At 72.3% G+C, this 21,454-nt stretch carries 20 protein-coding genes; 12 read left to right on the forward strand and 8 right to left on the reverse strand.

Annotation, left to right across the window (positions count from 1 at the left end; all coding sequences use genetic code 11):
- Nucleotides 1-929: 929 nt before the first annotated feature.
- Nucleotides 930-2,252 (forward strand): LCP family protein, encoded by a 1,323-nt coding sequence (locus tag FR742_RS20245; RefSeq protein ID WP_261808634.1) that lies wholly within the window; start codon nucleotides 930-932, stop codon nucleotides 2,250-2,252.
- Nucleotides 2,253-2,322: 70 nt separating this feature from the next.
- On the opposite strand, the gene FR742_RS20250 is transcribed toward FR742_RS20245, so the two are convergent.
- Nucleotides 2,323-3,003: a glycoside hydrolase family 25 protein gene (locus tag FR742_RS20250; protein ID WP_187281232.1), complete on the reverse strand. Its 681-nt coding sequence runs from the start codon at nucleotides 3,001-3,003 to the stop codon at nucleotides 2,323-2,325.
- A 213-nt stretch (nucleotides 3,004-3,216) separates the two neighbouring features.
- Complete coding sequence (locus tag FR742_RS20255; protein ID WP_148032389.1) at nucleotides 3,217-5,253, reverse strand: spermidine synthase; 2,037 nt, start codon at nucleotides 5,251-5,253, stop codon at nucleotides 3,217-3,219.
- Nucleotides 5,254-5,436: 183 nt separating this feature from the next.
- Here FR742_RS20255 and FR742_RS20260 point away from each other — a divergent pair, with 183 nt between their 5' ends.
- Entirely contained in the window at nucleotides 5,437-6,792 is a 1,356-nt protein-coding gene (locus tag FR742_RS20260; RefSeq protein ID WP_148032390.1) for a S8 family serine peptidase, read from the forward strand.
- A 7-nt stretch (nucleotides 6,793-6,799) separates the two neighbouring features.
- On the opposite strand, the gene FR742_RS20265 is transcribed toward FR742_RS20260, so the two are convergent.
- Nucleotides 6,800-7,525, reverse strand: coding sequence for an ABC transporter permease (locus FR742_RS20265; protein WP_148032391.1), 726 nt, complete (start codon nucleotides 7,523-7,525; stop codon nucleotides 6,800-6,802).
- On the reverse strand, nucleotides 7,522-8,262 hold the full coding sequence (locus FR742_RS20270; protein WP_261808635.1) for an ABC transporter ATP-binding protein: 741 nt from the start codon (nucleotides 8,260-8,262) through the stop codon (nucleotides 7,522-7,524). The genes FR742_RS20265 and FR742_RS20270 overlap by 4 nt, the downstream gene beginning before the upstream one ends.
- Nucleotides 8,263-8,328: 66 nt before the next feature.
- On the opposite strand from FR742_RS20270, the gene FR742_RS20275 reads away from it, so the two are divergent.
- Nucleotides 8,329-8,964, forward strand: a complete 636-nt coding sequence (locus FR742_RS20275) for a TetR/AcrR family transcriptional regulator (protein ID WP_148032392.1) — start codon at nucleotides 8,329-8,331, stop codon at nucleotides 8,962-8,964.
- Here the strand turns inward: FR742_RS20275 and FR742_RS20280 are convergent.
- Nucleotides 8,961-9,266 carry a DUF4190 domain-containing protein gene (locus FR742_RS20280; protein ID WP_148032393.1) on the reverse strand — a complete coding sequence of 102 codons (306 nt, stop codon included), beginning with the start codon at nucleotides 9,264-9,266 and terminating at the stop codon, nucleotides 8,961-8,963. The two genes, FR742_RS20275 and FR742_RS20280, sit on opposite strands and share 4 nt — an antisense overlap.
- An 86-nt stretch (nucleotides 9,267-9,352) precedes the next feature.
- On the opposite strand from FR742_RS20280, the gene FR742_RS20285 reads away from it, so the two are divergent.
- Together FR742_RS20285 and FR742_RS20290 are read left to right on the forward strand one after the other, a co-directional pair.
- The gene (locus FR742_RS20285) at nucleotides 9,353-9,811 is read left to right on the forward strand and encodes a nitroreductase family deazaflavin-dependent oxidoreductase (protein WP_148032394.1); all 459 of its coding nucleotides are present in this window, start codon (nucleotides 9,353-9,355) and stop codon (nucleotides 9,809-9,811) included.
- 57 nt (nucleotides 9,812-9,868) lie between these two features.
- Nucleotides 9,869-10,681 carry an ion transporter gene (locus FR742_RS20290; protein WP_148032395.1) on the forward strand — a complete coding sequence of 271 codons (813 nt, stop codon included), beginning with the start codon at nucleotides 9,869-9,871 and terminating at the stop codon, nucleotides 10,679-10,681.
- Between the two features lie 31 nt (nucleotides 10,682-10,712).
- On the opposite strand, the gene rpsD is transcribed toward FR742_RS20290, so the two are convergent.
- Nucleotides 10,713-11,327, reverse strand: coding sequence for a 30S ribosomal protein S4 (gene rpsD, locus FR742_RS20295; RefSeq protein ID WP_148032396.1), 615 nt, complete (start codon nucleotides 11,325-11,327; stop codon nucleotides 10,713-10,715).
- A gap of 66 nt (nucleotides 11,328-11,393) precedes the next feature.
- Between rpsD and FR742_RS20300 the strand changes: the two genes are divergently transcribed.
- Nucleotides 11,394-12,122, forward strand: coding sequence for a DUF2470 domain-containing protein (locus tag FR742_RS20300; protein ID WP_148032397.1), 729 nt, complete (start codon nucleotides 11,394-11,396; stop codon nucleotides 12,120-12,122).
- Nucleotides 12,123-12,198: 76 nt separating this feature from the next.
- Entirely contained in the window at nucleotides 12,199-12,717 is a 519-nt protein-coding gene (locus FR742_RS20305) for a hypothetical protein (RefSeq protein ID WP_148032398.1), read from the forward strand.
- A gap of 191 nt (nucleotides 12,718-12,908) precedes the next feature.
- Here the strand turns inward: FR742_RS20305 and FR742_RS20310 are convergent, their stop codons facing one another.
- Complete coding sequence (locus FR742_RS20310) at nucleotides 12,909-14,111, reverse strand: ROK family transcriptional regulator (RefSeq protein ID WP_148032399.1); 1,203 nt, start codon at nucleotides 14,109-14,111, stop codon at nucleotides 12,909-12,911.
- A gap of 142 nt (nucleotides 14,112-14,253) precedes the next feature.
- On the opposite strand from FR742_RS20310, the gene zwf reads away from it, so the two are divergent.
- The 4 genes from zwf (at nucleotide 14,254) to eda (ending at nucleotide 19,603) form a co-directional block, all read left to right on the forward strand.
- On the forward strand, nucleotides 14,254-15,723 hold the full coding sequence (zwf, locus tag FR742_RS20315; protein WP_148032400.1) for a glucose-6-phosphate dehydrogenase: 1,470 nt from the start codon (nucleotides 14,254-14,256) through the stop codon (nucleotides 15,721-15,723).
- A 5-nt stretch (nucleotides 15,724-15,728) separates the two neighbouring features.
- Nucleotides 15,729-17,675 carry a phosphogluconate dehydratase gene (gene edd, locus FR742_RS20320; protein ID WP_148032401.1) on the forward strand — a complete coding sequence of 649 codons (1,947 nt, stop codon included), beginning with the start codon at nucleotides 15,729-15,731 and terminating at the stop codon, nucleotides 17,673-17,675.
- 229 nt (nucleotides 17,676-17,904) lie between these two features.
- Nucleotides 17,905-18,864: a glucokinase gene (gene glk / locus FR742_RS20325; RefSeq protein WP_148032402.1), complete on the forward strand. Its 960-nt coding sequence runs from the start codon at nucleotides 17,905-17,907 to the stop codon at nucleotides 18,862-18,864.
- 127 nt (nucleotides 18,865-18,991) lie between these two features.
- Nucleotides 18,992-19,603, forward strand: coding sequence for a bifunctional 4-hydroxy-2-oxoglutarate aldolase/2-dehydro-3-deoxy-phosphogluconate aldolase (eda, locus tag FR742_RS20330; RefSeq protein WP_148032403.1), 612 nt, complete (start codon nucleotides 18,992-18,994; stop codon nucleotides 19,601-19,603).
- Here the strand turns inward: eda and FR742_RS20335 are convergent, their stop codons facing one another.
- Nucleotides 19,604-20,185 carry a hypothetical protein gene (locus tag FR742_RS20335; protein WP_148032404.1) on the reverse strand — a complete coding sequence of 194 codons (582 nt, stop codon included), beginning with the start codon at nucleotides 20,183-20,185 and terminating at the stop codon, nucleotides 19,604-19,606.
- A gap of 134 nt (nucleotides 20,186-20,319) precedes the next feature.
- On the opposite strand from FR742_RS20335, the gene FR742_RS20340 reads away from it, so the two are divergent.
- Nucleotides 20,320-21,378: a helix-turn-helix domain-containing protein gene (locus FR742_RS20340; protein WP_148032405.1), complete on the forward strand. Its 1,059-nt coding sequence runs from the start codon at nucleotides 20,320-20,322 to the stop codon at nucleotides 21,376-21,378.
- The last annotated feature ends 76 nt before the right edge of the window (nucleotides 21,379-21,454 follow it).

Genomic DNA, 21,454 nt, shown 5'->3' on the forward strand with positions numbered 1-21,454 from the left:
GGCGCTCCGGCGACCCTGCGTCAGGCACCCCACGCCCCCGCAGGGACCCCGCGGACGCGCCGGGCCAAACCCCGGACGCCCGCGAAACCCCACACCCCGGCACCCCCACCCGAGGCGAAACCTCCGGCAGAGGCGACCACCAGGTAGGGGGAACCTCCGGCGACCACGGCTCCGCCAGGAGAGGAACCCCCGCCGGAAGCGGCCCTGCCGGGAGAGGGACCTCCGGCGGAAGCGGCCGCCCCGGCGAAGAGGCGGCCGGGAGAGGCGCGGGCTCCACCCCGAGCGGGAACGGAAGAGGCGCGAGCGAAGGCCCCGTCACAGGCGGCTCTGGCCACGGCGGCGTAGCCAGGGGCGTCCACCCCAGCGCCGAATCAGCCAGAGTCTCCGGCGAGGGCGGCTCCAGCAGAGGCTCAGGTGCAGGCCCCGGCGGCTCCAGCAGGGGTGCAGGAGCCGGTGCCAGCAGCGGCTTCGGTGCTGGAGGCGGCTCCGGTAGGAGCACCGGCGCCGGTGGCGACAGAGGTCCTGGCGCCGGCGGTTCCGGCAGCGGCCCAGGTGCCGGCGGCGGTTCCGGAAGGGGCCCAGGTGCCGGCGGTGGCTCTGGCAGAGGCTCAGGGGCCAGTGGCGGCTCTGGCAGAGGTTCAGGGGCTGGAGGCGGCTCCGGCAGGAGCGGCGGCTCTGGCGCCGGGGGTGGCTCGGGGCCAGGTCGTGGCGATGACGGGCGGGCACGTTCGGGCGGCAACCGGGGTGGGGGGATCGCGGGGAGGCTTGCCGGGGTCGGTGGCGGGAGTGCGGCGCCGCGGTTCGCGAAGCCGCTCACGCCGGCGTCCATCCTGGGCTGGACCCTGCTGTCGATCTTCGTTCCGGGCGCCGCGCACCTGCGGGCCGGGCACCGGCGCACCGGTCTGGTCCTCGTCGGCGTCTTCGTCGCCGTGCTGCTCGGCCTGCTGGCGTTCGTGCTGGCCAACCTGGACAACGCGGGGATCGTCACGCGCGACAGCGTGATGATGACCGTCGTGGTCCTGGCCTCCGTGGGCGCGCTGAGCTGGTTCGCGCTAGCGGTCTCCTCGTACGTCGCGCTCGGCCCGAGCCGGCTCACCCAGCAGGGCCAGATCATCTCCGGCGTCGCGGTGGGACTGCTGTGTGTGGTGGTGATGGCCCCGTTCGCGCTGTCGGCCACGTCGGTCTACGCGGTGTGGGACGCGAAGAAGCACGTCTTCAAGAGCGCGGAGGACAACCCGGACGTAGCGCCGATCAAGGAGGAGGACCCGTGGAACGGCAAGGACCGGGTCAACTTCCTGCTGGTCGGCGGTGACGCCGCGGGCAACCGCACCGGCGTGCGCACCGACAGCATGAACGTGGCCAGCGTGCACATCCCGACGGGCGCCACGGTGCTGTTCAGCCTGCCCCGCAACCTGCAGCACGTGCGCTTCCCGCCGTCGTCGCCGCTGCGCAGGCACTTCCCGAACGGCTTCATGGCGGAGCTGCCCAACGGCGGCCTGCTGAACGAGGTGTGGCAGTACGCCAACGACCACCCGGAGCAGGCGGGCGGCAAGAACCGGGGCCCGCGCGCGCTGATGGACGCGATCAGCTACACGCTCAACCTCGACATCGACTACTACGTGCTGATGAACATGTACGGGTTCGCCGACCTGGTGGACGCCATCGGCGGGCTGACCATCCACGTGGAGCAGGACGTCAAGTGGGGCGGCCTGTACGGGACCGCGGGCACGATCAGGGCGGGCACCCGGCGGCTGTCGGGCGAGGAGGCCCTCTGGTACGGCCGGTCCCGGGTGGGCAGCGACGACTTCTCCCGGATGAGCCGCCAGCGCTGCGTCATCGGCGCGTTCGCGCAGCAGGCGACGCCGCAGAAGATCCTGGCGAACTTCAACAGCATCGCCACGGCGACCAAACGGCTGGCCGAGACGAACATCCCCGAGGAACTCCTGGAACCGCTGCTGGACCTGGCGCTCAAGGTCAAGGACGCGAAGATGAGCAGCCTGCAGTTCGTGCCGCCGAAGTACTGGCCGGGCAGCCCCGACTGGGTCAAGATCCGGCGGGCGTCGGCCAAGGCGGTCCAGGACTCGCTCAAGCCGCGTCGCGCCAAGGCCGCCACGCAGGCCGCGCCGACGGCGTCGGCTTCCCCGTCGGTCTCGCGTACGCAGGTGCGGGCGGCCCAGCCGACCGAGACGCCGACCCGCAACTCGCAGAAGGCGAACGACAGCGCCGAGTCGCTCGACGAGCTGTGCGGATGAAACGACCTCGCCCCGCCTCCTGCCGGTCGGCGGGAGGCGGGGCGAGGTGCGTCGGCGTACCCCGGGGGGGTCAGCTGCGGCCGAGGGCGCGCAGCTGGTCGATGCTCAGCGCGGAGACGTTCTGGTCGACGGGCGCGTCGGAGTACTGGTGGATGGTCCAGGACTTCCAGTCGGCCGGCGTGGCGACCGTGCCCTTGGCCTTGTCGTAGTGGGCGACCCACAGCGGGTACTCGCCCAGGCCCTTGCCGTACTGGTCGGCGAAGGCGTAGCCGCTGTAGAACAGCGGGGTGACGCCGGTCTTGGCCTTGACCCGCTCCAGGAACGTCTTGGCCCACTTGTTCACGTGCTCGACCGACTTGCCGTCGCTGGTCTCCAGGTCGAGGGCGAGCAGGTCGCCCTTCTCGGCGGGCTGGCTGTTCACCACGGACAGGAAGAAGTCGGCCTCGGCGACGGGGTCGTTCTTCGGGTGCCCGAAGTGGTAGGCGCCGCGCACGACCTCGTGCTTGTCGAGTTCCTTCCAGTGGCGGGCGAAGGTCTTGTCCTTGAAGTCCAGGCCCTCGGTGGCCTTGACGATGCCGAAGTCGGCGCCGCTGGCACCCCAGTCGTGGGTGGGCTGGTAGTTGGAGACGTCCTGGCCGTACGGGAGCTCGGCGGCCTGGGCGGGGGCGGTGAAGGCGGGAGCCGCCACGGTGGTGGCGACGGCCAGGGCCGCGGTGGCGCCGAACTTGCGCAGGGTACGGGTGATCGTCATGGTGTTCCTCCAGAGTCGCGCACAATTAGTGATCATTCGTACGCATAGAGCTACGTGAGCACCTCTGCGGGACACGCTGCGGAGCGAGGTGCGCTGGGAGTGGAGCGGCCGCTGTCAGATTGATGGGCGCTCAGATGTTGGTTACAACGGCGCGGCTTTCCCAGGCATTCCAAAACCGCAGGTAAAGCCTCACATGGCCGGGCAAACAGGGGCTTACGCGAGCGCCCGCCGGGGCAACAGCAGGAACGCGCCGAGGTAAAGCACGCCGGCGACGACGAGCAGCCCTTGATAGCCGATGACCAGCGCCAGGTACTCCAGGCAGCCGCCGACCATGGCGCCGAGCAGGTTGGCGCCGAAGGAGGTGGTGGCGTCGGCGGTGTCGGCGAACCGCTTGGCGAACACCACGTTCGCGGCGAAGATCGGCAGGAAGGCGACGATGACGGCGGCCACCGCGCGCACCGGCACGGGCAGCGACAGCAGCCACGCGTTCGGCACCAGCCAGGCCAGCAGCAGGCCGGCGAAGAGCACCCCGTACATGACGGGCAGCGGCGGGGTGCGGAAGCGGCGGGTCACCTCGACGGCGGCGAGCACGGCGACGAGCACCCCGGCGAACACGATGGCGTTGACCACCCAGGTGGTGCCGAACAGCAGCGCGAACCCGGTCACGCTCTTGGTCTCCAGCAGCAGGAACGCCACCCCGAGCAGGAACAGGTCGGCGTACGGGCGCATCCTGCGGTACGGGCCGGCCACGACGCGGACGGCGAGGAGGCTGACCGCGAGGATCAGACCGAGCGTGACGAGGTAGAGCGACGGGATCGTGCGGTCCTTCAGGTAGAGGAAGGGCCGGTCGTCGTCGGCGGGCGGCGGGGTGCCGGCGGCCGCGCCCGCCCAGGGGGCGCCGCAGCGCTGCGCCTCGGGGGTCGCCCCGGCGGTGATGACGGCCTGCTGGCCGGTGGTGCTGACCACGTCCACGCAGGGGGCGTGGCCGAAGGCGCGCTGGGCGGTGGTGGCGAGCCGGTCCACCAGCCAGCTCTCGCGGTAGTAGTTGTACATGGAGAACGCGCCGCCGGGCTTGAGGCGCTCACGGGCGGCCCGCATGGCCTCCTCGGTGAACAGGTAGCTCTCCAGCCGCAGCGAGCTGGCCCCCGACACGAGCGTGAGCGAGTCGGGCAGCGCGAACAGGATCAGGTCGTACGAGCGATCGGTCTGTTCCAGGAAGGCGCGGCCGTCGGTGACGTGCGTGGTCACGCGGGGATCGTCGTACGGCTTGTCCGGGTGGGTGGAGCCGCCGAGCTCGCGCAGCTTGGGGTCGATCTCGACGGCGTCGACGTGGCGGGCGCCCTTGGACAGCGCGATGGAGACGTCGGTGCCGCTGCCCGCGCCGATGATGAGCACGTCGTCGGGCCGGGCGGCGGCCCGCTCGTAGGGCAGCCCGTACTGGGCCTCCCACTGGAGCCGGGCGTGGGCGGGCACGGCCTGCTGGTGGGGGATGCCGTTGACGGAGATGTCGGTCACCGGCACGCCGAGCTGCTCGAACTGGCGGTGGGTCACCTTGTAGTACGGCGACCAGAGCGCCCCGGCGGTGAGCGTCTCGGCCAGCAGCAGGCCGACCACGGCGAGCGAGGGGACGGCCACCAGCCCGATGTAGGCGGCGCGGGGCCGGGGCACGAGCAGCACCGCGTACGCGGCGGCGGCGAGGATGCCCCAGAAGACGGGCGGCGCGCTGAGGAACGACAGCCCGGTGAACACCGCGATGCCGGTCAGGCTGCCGATGAGGTCGTAGCGGTAGGCCTCCAGCCGGGGCAGCTCGGGGAAGCAGCGCCCGACCAGCTCGGCGGGGCCCATGAGGACGAGCGCGGCGGCGCAGAAGACGATGGGCAGGCTGATCCAGGCGGGCGGCCCGACCGTGGACAGGCTCGTCCAGTAGAGCACCCCGTCGGTGTCGCGGTCGACCGTCACCGGGAACGCCAGCACCACCATGACCAGCCCGAACAGCACGACCGGCGAGTAGTAGGGCTGGGCGGTGGTGCGGCCGACGCGCAGGAACCCGAGCCCGATGCCGAGGAACGAGCCGAGCAGCACGAAGTTGGTGAAGTAGCTCAGGTGCACGATGTTGGAGCCGGTCCAGCGGATCAGCGCCAGCTCCAGGAAGAGCATGAACGCGCTGGCGAGGATCAGCCGGGGCCGCACCGCCAGCCAGTGTCCGCCCGTGCCACCGCTTTCGACGGGCTTGCGCGCCTGAAGCGTCATGGTGACTCAACCTAGTCAACAGATCGCCCGCACGGAAGCCTCACGATTACGCGAGGATGTCGTCCCATTCGTCGCATTTTGCGACGTTTCCGCAGGTCACAGGCTTGGCAAAGCCCTGGACGGCGACGGCGCGATGACGCACGGTAAGGGAGTCGCTCCATCCATACACGCTCGGTGGTGATCATGCGGGTCCTCATCCAACTCCGCCCCTCCCCTGACCTCGTCGCGGCCGTGGCCGACCCCGGCCGCGCCGTGACCACGGCCGACGTCGCGGACGGCCTGCCCGGTGTCGAGCTCGACACCGGGTTCGCGCCCGTGGCGCTGCCGCGCCCGGTGCCCGCCACGGGCGGCGATCCGCTCTCGCTCAACCAGCCGCTGCGGTTCTCGATGGCCGCAACGGACGCCTCCGTGCTGGTCCGCGGCACGATCTCCGACGACGAGCTGGCCACCAGGGTCTCGCTGCTGCCCGGGCTGCGCCCCGACGTGGTGGGCGTGTTCTCCGACCCGGTCATCGAGACCTGCCCGACGTGTGGCGGCGACCCGCCGGCCGGCACCTGGCGTGACGTGGAGCGGCTGCTGGACGGGCCCCGGATGCGCGCCGAGGGCCTCGACGGGTCCGACGTGCACGTGGCCGTGGTCGACACCGGCGTCAACCTGGACCACCTGAGCGGCAAGCTGGGGCGCGACGTGCGCCTCGACGCCGGGCGGAGCTGGGTGCCGCCGACCGTGCCGGGCACACCCGGGGAGTTCCCTGTCGACCACGGCACGATGTGCGCCTTCGACGCGCTCATCGGCGCCCCGGCGGCGACCCTGCTCGACCTGCCGCTGCTGCGCTCCACCCGGCCGGGCGGCTCGGTCATGGACGGGCTGCTGTCCGACGCGGTGGCCGCGTTCGCGCACCTGCGCGGCGTGCTCGACGCCCAGCCCGAGGAGTCGCGGGCACTGGTGGTCAACAACTCGTGGGGGTCGTTCTCCCCGGAGTGGGACTTCCCCGTGGGGCATCCGGGCAACTACTCCGACAACGGGGCGCACCCGTTCAACCTGATGGTGGCGAGCCTCGACCAGGCGGGCGCGGACATCCTGTTCGCGGCGGGCAACTGCGGGCGCGACTGCCCCGACGGGCGCTGCGCCTTCCCCGAGCGGCCGATCACCGGCGCCAACTCCCATCCGCGGGTGCTCTCGATCGGCGGGGTGAACGTGCGCGGCGAGCGCGTCGGCTACTCCTCGCAGGGCCCGGGACGGCTGGCCGAGCGCAAGCCGGACGTGTGCGCGTACACGCACTTCGCCGGCTCCGGCGCGTACGGCGACGAACCCGACTCCGGCACGTCGGCGGCGGCCCCGGTCGCGGCCGGGCTGGTGGCGGCGGTGCGGACGCGCTGGCCCGCCTCGCGGCTGTCGCCGGCCCAGCTGCGCGCCCTGCTGCGCCGCACCGCCGAGGACCGCAGCACGGTGGGCTTCGACTACGACTACGGCTACGGCATCGTGGACCCGGCCGCGATCCTGGCCGCGCTGGGGCGGCGGGCCAGGAGCGCGGCCTGAGCCGTCGCTACGCGGCCTGGCGGTTGAACACGCGGGTGCCGACCGCCAGGCCGGCCACGGCGAACAGCGCCGTCACCACCACTCCGGCCAGCACCGTGCCCGTCAGGTAGTGGCCGGCGAACAGCTCGCGCAGCGCCTCCACCGCATATCTGAACGGGCTGACGTACGAGAGCGCGTCGAGCCAGCCGGGGGCCATCGACATCGGCAGGAACGACCCCGACAGCAGCGCCAGCGGGATCACCGCGGTGCTCATCACGGGCGCGAACAGCTGCTCGTCCATGGTGAGCGCGATCGCGTACGAGAGCGCGGCCATGCTGGTGCCGAGCACCACGATCAGCGCGAGCCCGGCCAGCAGCCCCGCGGCGGGGGCGCGCAGCCCGAAGGCGTAGCCGACCGCGACCAGCAGCACGACCTGGACCACCAGCGTGACCACGTTGGTGAGCACGCGGCCGAGCAGCAGCGCCAGGCGGGAGGCCGGGGTGACCCGCATCCGCTCCAGCACGCCGGTGCGTCTCTCGAAGACCACGCCGAACCCGGCCATGCCCGTGCTCAGCAGGCTGAGCTGGATGATCAGCCCGGGCACCAGCACCTCCCAGGTGCCGAACGTGGCGAAGATGGGGCCGAACAGCACGAGGAAGAAGAGCGGCTGGATGGCTCCGAAGATCATCCCGACCTTCTGGCGGAGCGTGATCCGCAGGTTGTGCCGGAAGAGCACCCAGGTGTCGCGGATCATCGGACGCCGGCCTCCTCACGCAGGCTTCTGCCGGTGATGTCCAGGAACGCCGCGTCGAGGGTGCGCCCGGCCTTGAGCTCGGCCGGGGTGCCCGAGGCGGCGATCTCGCCGTGGTCGATGATCAGCAGCCGGTCGCAGAGGGCGTCGGCCTCGTCCAGGTAGTGGGTGGTCAAGAAGATCGTCACTCCGTGGTGGTCGCGCAGCGCGCGGATGTGGTCCCACAGGTGGGCCCGGGTCTGCGGGTCGAGCCCGGTGGTGGGCTCGTCCAGGAACAGCAGCGCCGGCCGGTGCGGCAGCGCGAACGCGATGTCGGCGCGGCGCCGCTGCCCGCCGGAGAGCGCGCCGCCCGGCCTGTCCCGCACGCCGTCGAGGCCGAGCATGGCCAGCACCTCGGCGGCCCGGGCCAGCGCCTCGACGCGGGAGAGCCCGTACAGCATGCCCTGCAGCTCCAGTTCGTCGCCGATCGGGACGGTCGGGTCCGTCCAGCCGGACTGGGACACGTAGCCGATGCGGCGCCGCACCTCTCTCGGGCCGGCCAGCAGGTCCTGGCCGGCCACGGTCGCGGTGCCCCCGGTGGGCGGCAGCAGGGTGGTCAGCATGCGCATGGTCGTGGTCTTGCCCGCGCCGTTCGGGCCGAGGAAGCCGACGATCTCGCCGCTCCGCACGGACATGGTCACGTTCCTGACGGCTTCGACGCCGCCGGTGAAGGTCTTGCTCAGACCTGATGTCTCGATCACTTCATCGCCTCCAAATTTAGAGTAGACACAATTTTGGGGCCACTGCAATATTGGTACGATGAAGGCATGGAAGAGGGGCTGCGGGAGCGGAAGAAGCGCGAGACCCGGGAGCGCATCGCGGACACGGCGATGGGGCTGTTCATGACGCGCGGGTTCGACAACGTGACCGTGGCCGAGGTGGCGCGGGCCGCCGACGTGTCGGTGAACACGGTGTTCAACTACTTCCGCACGAAAGAGGACCTGTTCGCCGACCGGCAGGAGTTCGTCGAGAGCCTGCCGGTGGAGGTGCTGCGCGCGCGGGAGAAGGGCGAGAGCGCGGTGCGGGCGTTCCGCCGCGACTTCGTGGCGGCGGTCGAGACCCGGGGGTGGCAGTACGGCCTGCAGGACGGGGCCGACGTGTTCGCCAGGATGGTGGGCGAGAGCCCGTCACTGCTGGCCCGGATGCGGGAGATCCATCAGCAGCGAGAGGAGGCGCTCGCGGAGGCGCTGGCCGACGAGCTCGACGCGGACGCCGACGATCTGGCCCCCCGGCTGGTGGCCGCCCAGATCCTCACCACGACCCGGCTGCTGTCGGACTACGCCGTGCGGCGCTCGCTGGCCGGTGAGCCGTGGGAGACGATAGCACCCGACCTCCGGGCGCAGGCCGAGGCGGCTTTCGGCCTGCTGGAGTCGGGCATCGGCGACTACTGCGTGCGGCGCTAGCTGACCGACGCCATGACGATGGCGAACACGATGAACACCCCGTAGATGAGGATGATCCCGCCCATGATGCAGGTGCTGACGATGCCGCAGATCCGGCCGGCCTGCACCATGCCGCGGTTCTCGTACACATAACCGCTGGCGTCGATCTCCCGCAGCGCCTTGGTGCCCATGTTCCAGGCGAACGGCCCGAGGATCTGGCAGATGACCAGGCTGAGGATGCCCATCACCAGGATGGTCGTCCCGTTGGGGTGCGTCTGCGGTGGCGGGCCGTAGTAGCCGGGGCCGTAGTGGGGATAGGACATGGGTGACTTGACCCCTCGGTTGTCAGGCAATCAGGTGGGTTTTATACCACAGCAGCCTCATTGCCAGCCGCTTGTACACTGCTTGAATGATCAAGGGCGCGTTCCAGTGGCTGGCCGGTACCGAGTGGTTCATGCGAGCCGGTCCGAGGATGGTGCCGAAGGTCGAGCGGCTGATCGACAAGATGTCCGGCGGCAAGCCGGTCGGCGGCGACCGCTCCCTGGTCCTGATGACCACCGGCGCCCGGTCCGGGGAGCCGCGCCGCACCCGGCTGGCCTGCGTCCGCGAACCCGACGGGTCGCTGCTGGTCGTGGGCAGCAACTTCGGCGCCGAGCGCCACCCCGCGTGGACGGCCAACCTGCTGGCCCGCCCGGAGGCGGCCGTGTCCTTCCAGGGGCGCGAGATCCCGGTGAGCGCGCGCCTGCTGACCGGTGACGAGCGGACCGCGGTGTGGCCAGGACTGGTGGCGGGCTCGCCGTTCTACGAGCGCTACACGGCCAGGTCCGGGCGGGAACTGCGGGTCTTCCGGCTGATACCGGAGCAGTGATCCTTTTACGCCAAAATAGTCGGGCAATCCATCCCTTTCGAGGAGGAGCCCTCCCCCGTGCGTGAACGCCTCCGCGCCATCCTGGCGCACCGGCACTTCCAGCGGTTCATCGTCGCCGTGATCCTGGTCAACGCCGCGGTCCTCGGTCTGGAGACCGTCCCCTCCGTGGCGTCCCGCTACGGCGACCTGCTGGCCCTGCTGGACCAGCTCGCGCTGGCGATCTTCGTGGTCGAGCTGGCGGCCAAGATCTACGTGGAGCGTTCACGGTTCCACCGCGACCCGTGGAACATCTTCGACACGGTGATCGTCCTGATCGCGGTGGCGCCCGCCACGGCGAGCAGCCTGTCGGTGCTGCGCTCGCTGCGCATCCTGCGCGCGCTGCGCCTGCTGTCGGCGGTGCCGAGCCTGCGCAAGGTGGTCTCGGCCCTACTGCGCGCGATGCCGGGGATGAGCTCGATCGTGGTGCTGCTGTCGCTGGTGCTCTACGTGGCCGCGGTGCTGGCGACCAAGTTGTACGGGCAGACGGCGCCGGAGCGCTTCGGCAGCCTGCCGACGTCGTTGTTCACGCTGTTCCAGACGATGACGGGCGACGACTGGGGCAACATCGCGCGTGAGGTGATGGAGGTCCACCCGTCGGCCTGGATCTTCTTCACGATCTTCATACTGCTCTGCACGTTCGTGGTGCTCAACCTGTTCATGGCGGTGGTGGTGAGCGCCATGGACGAGGAGGCGAAGGAGGAGCGGGCCGAGATGGAGGACCTGTCGGCCGCCTCGACCCAGCGCATCCTGGACGAGCTGGCGGAGCTGCGCAAGGAGGTGGCGGCACTGCGCCGCGTCACCCCGCGGGCCAAGAAGCGCACCAGCGCCTGACGGCCCGCCGGGCACGCGCGCGCCGCGAGGGTCAGCGGGAGTAGAACTCGACCACGAGCAGCTCGTCCACGGGCACGGGCACCTGCTCCCGCATCGGGACGGCCAGCAGGGTGAAGGTCAGCGCGGGCAGGTCCACGCTCAGGTACGGGGCGGTGCGCTCGTCCGCGTGGATCCCCTCGGCGGCGGCCACGAACGGCTGCATCCGGCGCGACCGCTCCCGCACCGACACGACCTGGCCGGGCTTGACCAGGTAGCTGGGGATGTCCACCTTGCGGCCGTCCACCGCGATGTGCCCGTGCGCCACGTACTGACGGGCGGCGTAGATCGACGGCGCCAGCCCGGAGCGCATCACCAGCGAGGCCAGCCGGGACTCCAGGATGGAGACCAGCTCGGCGCCGGACGCCCCCGGCCGGCGCTCGGCCAGGTCCCAGTAGCGGCGCAGCTGCCGCTCCGACACGTCGTAGTACCAGCGCAGCTTCTGCTTCTCCAGCAGGCGGACCCCGTAGTCGCCGGTGTTGCGGCGATTGGTCTTGCGGCCGTGCTCGCCCGGCGGGTACGGGCGCTGCTCGAAGTAGCGGACGGCTTTCCTGGTCAGCGGCACTCCCGCGCGGCGCGACAGGCGCACCTTGGGACCGGTGTAGCGCACGTTCACCTCATTGTGCTTAGGTAATGCTTACTTAGGTAAGGCTAACCTACACGCCAAGGAGGCGCCATGCTGCCCATCCCGCAGCGGATCCGCACTCTCGCCGCGACCGCCTCGGTGGTCAAGCTGACCGTCGACGGCGTCCCTGCCCGCGCCAGGGGCGGCGTCGACGAGCGGGGCAGGCCGGTGCTGCTGGTGCTGCCCGGCGAGCCGCTGCACGGGCTGCACCGGCTGCACCAGGACGCCGTGGTGGCGGTCAACCTGGCGGCGATGCGCAGGCTCGGGGACGACGAGCACCCGCGCGGGCTGATGGAGGTGCAGGGCTGGGCGCAGCCGGTGCCGGCGGGCGAGGCGCGGGCGGCGGCGGTCGCGGTGGCGGCGAACACGGCCGACGAGGCGCTGTTCGACGCCCTGGAGCGCTACGGGCGGCCGGACGCGCCCCGGCTGCTGCGGGTGGACGTGGCCCAGGTGGTGTACCTGACCGGGCAGGAGTCCGGGGTGCTGGACGCCGACGACTACCTGGACGCCGAGCCCGACCCGCTCGCCGAACCGGCCGAGCGGGTGCTGGCGCACGTCAACGCCGCGCACCGCGAGCAGCTGACCAACGGGGTGTCCCGCCATCTCGGCAGGCCCGCCGGCGAGGTGTGGCTATGGGAGCTGGACAGCCGGGGGGTCACAGTGAGGGCGGACGGCTCGCTCGTCCGCTTCCTCTTCCCGGCGCCCACGAGCAGCGGGAGCGACCTGGAGGCGGCGCTGAACGGCCTGCTCTGCACCTGCGGCCACCACCCGGCGGCCTGAACCGGGACGTCCTTCTTGATCACGATTCTCCGCTTCGCCGTTCGAGCACCGCCAGGGCTGACTATCATCTGCCTCTGTGAGAGAGACCGAACGGCGCGGGCGGATCCTGCAGATCGCCGGCACGCTGACCGGCACCCTCATGCTCGTCCTCGCCGGCGTCCTGGCCGCCGCCGGGTCGCCGGGCACGTCGCTCTCCACCGCCAGCATGCCCCAGCCGGGCGTGCCGGGTCTCGCCGAGCCGCGAGGGGCGATCGAGTCGGCTTCCGGCCGGGCCGACCCGCGTCACCTGTCGATGCCCCGCCGTGACGCGCGCCCGTCCCCCACGGGCACCCCTGACCGGCCCACCGCCCGGAGCTCCCCCCGCCCCTCGCCGTCGTCCGCACCGTCCTCGGTGGCGCCGTCCCCGGGCGAGACCTCCCTTGCCACCCCGTCCTCCCGTACGGACAGGGAAAGCCGGGCGGGCGCCCTCGCCCCCGCCGGCCCGGCCCTCACCACGGCCCACCCCGCCCCGGGCACCCGCCCCACCCCGACGACCACCAAGACCAAGACGAAGAAGCGCCTCACGCGCCCGAACCGCATCCCCGGCCACCGCTGAGCACCCGGGAGAGCACCCCTCCCCAACCCGGCACTACGGCGAGCTGAGCGGGCCAAAGGCACGCACGACGGCGCCCAGCCCAAGGGGGTTCCCACGGAGGTTCCCTCCCCGGCACTACGACGCACAGCCCGAGAGTCCCCGAAGAGATTCCTCTCCCTGACGCGTGCGACGCCCAGGTGGATCGGGGGTCGTCAGAGGGGTTTCGCAGGGTGCAGGGGGCGGCGGGTGGCGAGGGACTCGTCGACCGCCTCGGGTGAGAGGACGTGGTCGAGGACCATGACGGCGCAGCCGCTGATGCCGGCGGCCGGCCCCAGCCGGCTCGGCTCGATGCGCAGCCGTCTGGTGGCCAGCGCGGTGGAGCGGCGGTAGACGACCTCGCGGATGCTGGACACCAGCGGCCCGAACGCCTCCGCCATGTCGCCGCCCAGCACCACGACCGACGGGTTGAGTATGTTGACCGCCCCGGCCACGACCTCGCCGATCCGGCGCCCGGCCTCGCGCACGGTCGCCATCGTCTCGGCGTCACCGGCCCGCACCAGGCGGGTCACGTCGGCGATGTTCTTGACGTCCTTGCCGGCGGCGCGCAGGTCACGCAGGAGCGCGGTGCCGCTGGCGACGGAGTCGACGCAGTCGACGTTGCCGCACCGGCACAGCACGCCGCCGCCGTCGCGTACCGGGATGTGGCCGATCTCTCCGGCCGCGCCGAGCGCGCCGCGCAGGATGCCGCCCCCGGCGATGATGCCGGCGCCGATCCGGGTGGACACCTTGATGAACATCAGGTCGTCCAGGTCGGGGTAGGCGCCCCGGTGCTCGCCGATGGCCAGCACGTTCACGTCGTTGTCGACCAGCACGGGCACCGGGAAGCGGGCCCGGACCAGCGGCGGGATCACCACGCCCGTCCAGGACGCCATCACCCTGGCGCTCTCGGTGCGGCCCTCGGCGAACTCGACGGTGGCGGGCATGCCCATCCCGACGCCCTTGACCATGGAGCGGGGCCGGTCGCCGAGCAGTTCGTCCCAGGTGTCCATGACGAGGGGCAGCACCACGTCGGGGCCCTGCTCGACGTCGATCGCGAAGTCCTGCCCGGCGAGCTCGCGGGCGCTCAGGTCGCAGATGGACACGCGGGTGCGGCTCGCGCCCAGCGCCGCGACCAGGACGACGCCGCCGGACGCGTTGAACTCCAGCCGCACCGGCGGGCGCCCGCCGGTCGAGGGAGCGTCCGCGCGCTCGACGACCAGGCCGCGTTCCAGCAGCTCGTCGACGCGGAGCTGCACCGCGGGGCGTGACAGGCCGGTGACCCGGCCGATGTCGGTCCGCGTCACGGCCGTACCGGTGCGGATCAGCTGCAGCACGTCACCGCTGGTGGCGAGGGTGGCTGCGGTACGTCGAGACATCGGCTAAGTGAACCACACCTAGTTGTGTCATGAAAAGTCGCTACTTTTTCATCTCAAATAGCAAAACTATGCTTGTGTAGGACCGAAACCCTGGCTAGTGTCCGTTCTGTCCCCGCTTTGGTAGATCATCGGAGTCCTGTTCGTGTCCCCGCTCTCGCCTTCCCCGGCCGCCCACACCGCCGACCTGGTGGTCTTCGGCGGTACCGGCGACCTGTCCATGCGCAAGCTGCTCCCCGCGCTGTACCACAGCGACAGGGACGGCCGGCTCTCGCCGGAGACGCGCGTCATCGCCCTGTCCAGGGGCGGGCTGACGGACGCGGACTTCCGCGGCAAGGTGGACGCCCAGGTACGCGACGTGGTGCCGGTCGACGACCACGCCATGTGGCAGCGCTTCCTGGGCCGCCTGCACCATCTGACGGTGGACGTGGGCGGGCAGGACCGCACCGGCTGGGACGCGCTGCGCGCGACGCTGGCCGAGGACCGCGACCGCGTGTTCTACCTGGCGAGCCCGCCCAGGACGTTCGGCCCGTTCTGCCGGGAGGTGGACCGGGCGGGGCTGGTGACCCCGCGCTCCCGGGTGGTGCTGGAGAAGCCGCTCGGCCACGACCTGCCGAGCGCCCAGCGGATCAACGACGAGGTCGGCGCCATCTTCGACGAGCACCAGATCTTCCGCATCGACCACTACCTGGGCAAGGAGACGGTGCAGAACCTGCTCGTGCTCCGCTTCGCCAACGCGTTCCTGGAGCCGATCTGGAACTCACTCTGGATCGACCACGTACAGATCACCGCCGCCGAGACCGTCGGCACGCCCGGCCGGCGCGGCTACTACGACCACGCCGGCGCGCTCCGCGACATGGTGCAGAACCACCTGCTGCAGCTGCTGACGCTGACCGCGATGGAGCCGCCCGCGCGCAACGACCGCGAGGCGATCCGCGACGAGAAGGTGAAGGTGCTGCAGGCGCTGCGCCCGATCACCGGCGGCGAGGTCGGCCGCTTCACCGTGCGCGGCCAGTACACCGCCGCCGACGGCATGGCCGGCTACCTGGAGGAGCCCGGCTCGACGCCGCCGACCGAGTCGTCGGAGCGGGTGGAGACGTTCACCGCGATCCGCGCCGAGATCCGCAACTGGCGCTGGGCCGGGGTGCCGTTCTACCTGCGCACCGGCAAGCGGCTGCCGAACCGGCGCTCGGAGATCGTGGTGCAGTTCAAGGACGTGCCGCACTCCATCTTCCCCGGCGGCTCGCCGAACCGCCTGGTGCTGCGGCTGCAGCCGGAGGAGGGCATCGAGCTGCACATCATGGCCAAGGAGCCGGGCGCGGGCGAGGTGTCGCTCAAGCCGGTGCCGCTCAGCCTGAACTTCGGCGAGACGTTCCCCGCCCGCGTTCCCGAGGCGTACGAGCGGCTGCTGAGCGACGTGCTGGCCGGCAACCCGACGCTCTTCATGCGCCGTGACGAGGTGGAGGCCGCGTGGCGCTGGATCGACCCGATCCTGGACGCCTGGCGCTCCTCCCCCGAACTGCCCGAACCGTATCCCGCCGGGACGACCGGCCCCGCAGGCGCGCACGAGCTCCTCGGCCGCAGTGGCCGCGCCTGGCACGAGGAGGAGGCGTGACTTCTATGACTTCCATGCACCCCGTCATCCAGCGGATCACCGACCGCATCGCCGGCCGCAGCGCGACCAGCCGGGCCGCGTACCTGGCCAGGATCCGCCGCGACGGCGAGAACGCCCGCGCGAAGGGCCCGGCCCGCGCGCACCTGGGCTGCGCGAACCTCGCGCACGGCTTCGCCGCCGCGCCCGACTCCGACAAGCCCGCCCTGCGCGGCACGGCCAAGCCGGGCGTGGCGATCGTCACCAGCTACAACGACATGCTCTCCGCCCATCAGCCGTACGAGACGTACCCGCCGGAGCTGAAGGCGGCGGTGCGCGCGGCCGGGGGCGTGGCCCAGGTGGCGGGCGGCGTGCCCGCCATGTGCGACGGCATCACGCAGGGCAGGGCCGGCATGGAGCTGTCCCTCTACAGCCGCGACGTGATCGCGATGTCGACGGCCATCGCGCTGTCGCACGACATGTTCGACGCGAGCCTGCTGCTGGGCGTCTGCGACAAGATCGTGCCGGGCCTGCTGATCGGCGCGCTGCACTTCGGCCACCTGCCCGCGATCTTCGTGCCGGCCGGGCCGATGACGTCGGGCCTGCCGAACAAGGTCAAGGCCCGCACCCGCCAGCTCTTCGCCGAGGGCAAGCTCGGCAGGGGCGAGTTGCTGGACGCCGAGGCGAAGTCCTACCACTCCCCCGGCACGTGCACCTTCTACGGCACCGCCAACTCCAACCAGGCGCTGATGGAGGTCATGGGCCTGCACCTGCCGGGCTCGACGTTCGTCAACCCGCACACCGAGCTGCGGCACGCGCTGACGGCGGCGGCGGGCCGCCGCGCGGTCGAGATCACCGCGCACGGCGCCGAGTACACGCCGATCGGCGAACTGGTCGACGAGAAGGCGATCGTGAACGCGTGCGTGGCGCTGCTGGCCACGGGCGGCTCCACCAACCACACGCTGCACCTGGTGGCCATGGCGGCCGCCGCCGGGATCGTGCTGACCTGGGATGACCTGTCGTGCCTGTCCAAGGTGGTGCCGTCGCTCACCAGGATCTACCCGAACGGCCAGGCGGACGTGAACCACTTCCGCGAGGCGGGCGGCATGCAGGTGCTGATCGGCGAGCTGCTGGACGCGGGCCTGCTGCACGCCGACGTGATGACCGTGGCCGGGCCTGGCCTGGACCGCTACCGGTCGGCGCCGGAGCTGCGTGACGGCGAGCTGGCATGGGAGCCGGTCATCGGCAGCTCCGACCTGGACGTGCTGCGCCCGGTGTCGGACCCGTTCGCGGCCGACGGCGGCATCCACGTGCTCTCCGGCAACCTGGGCACGGCCGTGAGCAAGGTCTCGGCGGTCAAGCCGGAGCACCTGGTGATCGAGGCGCCGGCGAAGGTCTTCGACGACCAGCTCGACCTGCTGCGCGCCTTCGAGGCGGGCGAGCTGGACGGGCAGGACTTCGTCGCGGTCATCCGCTACCAAGGGCCGAGCGCCAACGGCATGCCTGAGCTGCACAAGCTCACGCCGCCGCTGGCGGTGCTGCTGGACCGGGGGCAGCGGGTGGCGATCGTCACCGACGGCCGCATGTCGGGCGCCTCCGGCAAGGTGCCCGCCGCCATCCACCTGTCGCCCGAGGCGGCGGACGGCGGGCCGATCGCGCTGGTCCGCGACGGCGACGTGGTCCGCCTCGACTCGGCCGGGGGCACCCTGGACCTGCTCGTGCCGGCCGAGGAGCTGGCCCGCCGTACTCCCGCGGGCCGCGCGCTCAGCGACGCCGAGTGGGTCGGCACCGGCCGCGAGCTGTTCGCCACCTTCCGCCGCATGGCGGGGCACGCCGAGCAGGGGGCCGGCATCTTCGGCGTCAGCGGCGCCGAGTCGCCGCACCACGGCCCCGGGCTGGCGTTCCCCGCCGAGTCGGGCGCCTCCCACCTGGAGGCGGGCATCCCGCTGCCCGCTCCCTCGGGAGCCTCCCGGTGACTCCTTCCTGGTCTCCCTCCGAGGGCGCGCCCGCCCTTCGGCCCTCGGAGGGCATCTCCCGCGGCGGGAAACTCCCGGCCGCGCCCGGCCACCCCTCGGAAAGCATCCACGGCGGCGACCGCCTGGCCGGGCCCGTCCTCCGGGCCTTCGGCGGCGGGAGCCTCATGCTCTCGCGGGGCATGCGCTTCTCCCGGCCCTGCGGCTGTTCTGCACGCGCCGGACGGTCGCGATGAGGGCGCCGGAGCTGCCGTGGCTGGTCGCCGACATCGGGGGGACGAACGCCCGGTTCGGTCTCGTCACGGCGCCAGGAGCCGCGCCGTCACACGTGGCGGTGCTGTCCGGGGCCGTCTATCCGACGCTGCCCGACGCCGTGGCCGCCTACCTCGCGGAACACGCGGGCGGGGTGCGGCCGGGGGCGGCGTGCCTGGCCGTGGCCGGGCCGATCGACGGGGACCGCTACCGGCTGACGAACTCGCCGTGGGCCGGGTCCACGCGAGACCTGGACGTCCCGTACGTGAAACTGCTCAACGACTTCGAGGCGCTGGCCGTGTCGCTGCCGCACCTGCGCGCGGACGAGCTGGTGCCGCTGGGCGGCCCCGAGCCTTCGTACGGGGTGAAGGCGGTGCTCGGCCCTGGGACCGGGCTCGGCGTGGGCGGGCTGGTGCCGACCGATCACGGCTGGGTGCCGATCCCCGGCGAGGGCGGTCACGTCACGGTGCCCGCGGCCGACGACAGGGAGCTGGAGATGGTCCGCGCGCTCCGTGCGGAGGGCCTGGACCAGGTGGTGGCCGAGCACGTGCTGTCGGGGCCCGGCCTGGCCCGCCTGCACCGGGCGCTGGCCCGGGTCAACGGCGTCGCGGCGCCGTCCCTGGCCGCTTCGGAGATCGTGGCGCGGCTCGGCGACCCGCTGTGCGCGGAGACGGTGGAGGTGTTCTGCGGGATGCTGGGGAGCTTCGCCGGGAACGTCGCGCTGACTCTCGGCGCGCGGGGTGGTGTCTACCTGGGCGGAGGCGTCCTTCCCCGTATCGTGGAACGCGTGTGCGCCAGCAACTTCCGTGCCAGGTTCGCCGCTAATCCCGACATGTCCGCATACCTGGCGGAGATCGGCACCTCGCTCATCGTCGCGCCGCAGCCCGCCCTGACGGGCGCCGCCGCCTGGCTCACCCAGCACGCGCCGGCGGCCCGATGACCACCCACGCCACCCACCGGCCCACGCGGTGGCGGGTCTGGCGGCCGGCGTGGCCCGTCCCGATCGACCACCGTGCGCCGGGCGCCTCGCCGCGTCCCGGGCGTTTTCCGTACCTGAGGAGTTCCCGATGAGCCTGCTCGACCTCGCCCCCGTGATCCCCGTCGTGGTGATCGACGACGTGGAGACCGCCGTGCCGATGGCGCGGGCGCTGGTGGCCGGCGGCCTGCCCGTGATCGAGGTGACGCTCCGTACGGCCCCCGCGCTGGAGGCCATCGCCCGGATCTCCGCCGAGGTCCCCGAGGCCAAGGTGGGCGCGGGCACGATCCGTAACTCGCAGGACATCGCGGCCGCCTTGGAGGCCGGAGCGGGCTTCCTCGTGTCCCCCGGCACGACGCTGTCGCTCGTGGAGGCGATGGAGTCCAGCGGCCTGCCCTACCTGCCGGGCGCCGCCACCGCCTCGGAGGCGATGGCGCTGGCGGAGCGGGGCATCAAGGAGCTGAAGTTCTTCCCGGCCGAGGCGGCGGGCGGCGTCGCGTACCTGAAGTCCCTGCAGGGCCCGCTGCCGGACGTCCGCTTCTGCCCGACGGGCGGCATCCGCCCGGCCACCGCCCCTGACTACCTCGCCCTGCCGAACGTCGGCTGCGTCGGCGGCACCTGGCTCACCCCGGCCGACGCCCTGTCCGCCGGCGACTGGTCCCGCGTCGAGAAGCTCGCCTCGGAGGCGGCCGCCCTGAGGTGATCACCACCCGTCCCAGCCGCGGGAGCCGTACCAGTCGCCCACGATGCGCACGTAGATGTCGTCGGCGGTTTCCTGCGGGACGGCTCCTGGATGCCAGGCGAAGCCGGTGTTGCTGTAGATGGCCCATTCCGTCGTCGTGAAGCCGGCGCTACCAGGGACCGGCACGCCGTCCAGGCTTCCGTGCTCGGCTCCTCCACCGCACACCCGGTACAGCCCCGCCCACTCGCAGGACTCGTAGTGGATCGGCCCTCGTTCCATGATCCTCTCCGCGTAGGCGCCCAGGGCCGGCGCCGACAGCGAGAACCGCAGCGCGAAAGGGGCGTTGTAGGCCAGCGCGACCACGGTCGCCCAGGTGATCAACCAGGGCGCCAGACAGCGTCCGGCCCGTCCGGTGATCCCGCCTCTGTCAGCCGCCAGGGCGAACCGCAGCGCCCAGTAGGCCATCAGCGGAAGACCGACGAGGACGACCGCCAGGAGCATCTCGACCCCGTACCAGAAGGGCACGCTCGCCCAGTACATGATCACTAGGGCCAAGGCGGACCACACGATCACGAAGGGCCATCCGGGCGGCTTGGCGATCATCGCCGCACCCTAGCGCAATCTCGGGACGATCCGGCTCGTTCCCGGCAAGCTGTGGCCCGGTCTGTGTGGGACCGGGGGAGAGCGGGTCGTCACGGATCGCTACCGCTGTGGTCCGGCTCACCTAGGCTGAGGGGATGAGAGAGCTGGTGGGCCGGGTGTCGGCGCTCGACACCGAGGCCGGGGCCGCGGTGCGGGTCATCGCCTACTTCGACCGTCTCGTCCAGGCCCATGCCGGTCTGGAGGCGATCGTGCGCGGCGCCGCCATGCTGGCCGGTTGTCCCGCCTGCCTCTCCGACCCCGACCGTCACCTGCGGATCCGCGTACGGGCCGACGGCGAGCGCGAGGACCACCGGACCGCGCCCGACCCGGGCTGGCCCGCCCACCACGTGGGCAGCGGAGCGGCGGCGCTCCGGCTGGAGCGTCCCGGACGAGCGGGGCCCGTCGACGCCATCGTGCTCGAACGGGCCGCCGCCGCGGCGCGCGACGTGCTCGACCGCACCTGGGGCCGCGCGCCCGCCCGGCCGGGTGAGGATCCCGCCCTGGTCGAGCTGCTCCTCGACGCGGCCGCGCCGCCGCAGGCCCGGCTGATCGCCGCCCGGCGGCTCAACCTGGCAGGTGACGTACGGGTCCGCGCGGTCGCGGAGGAGGGCGGGCGGGCCCGGATCGAGCGTGACCCGGTGATCATCGCTGACCGGCCCGGCGAGAAGCGCCAGGGGGTCGGCCCCGCCGTGCCCGTGCCGGAGCTTCCCGAGTCGTGGCGGCTGGCCCGCGTCGCGCTGCGCCTGGCGGCCGAGGGATCCGCCCAGGATCCCGGCCCGCGCGTGGTGTTCGCGGACGAGCTGGGCGGGCTGATGGTGCTCGCCGCCGCGGCCCGCCCGGACGGCGAGGCGGTCCCCGACGTCCTCGCCCTGGAGCGGGCCGGGTCGGCGGCGCCCTGGACGCTCGCCACCCTCCACGCCGTCGCCTACGCCCAGAGCCTGCGCGCGGCCGCCACGGAGCTGACCATCCACCACTCCACCCTGCAGGAACGGATGACCCACGCCGAGCACCTGCTGGGCTGGGACGTACGCACCCCGCAGGGCCGCCTGCGCCTGCAGCTCGCGTTCGCACTCCGGCGGCTGGCCCGCCACCCCGAGCCGGGCAGGCCCGCCGATCGGCGGGGTCGCCGGGTAAACCCGCCGAGTGGCGGGTAAGGCCCGCCATCTGGCGGTCGATCCACCGGCCCGGCCGTGGCCACCATGGTCCCAGCGGCAAGTCGGCCGCGACGTC

Source organism: Nonomuraea sp. C10 (genome assembly GCF_008017515.1).
GTDB lineage: Bacteria > Actinomycetota > Actinomycetes > Streptosporangiales > Streptosporangiaceae > Nonomuraea > Nonomuraea ferruginea.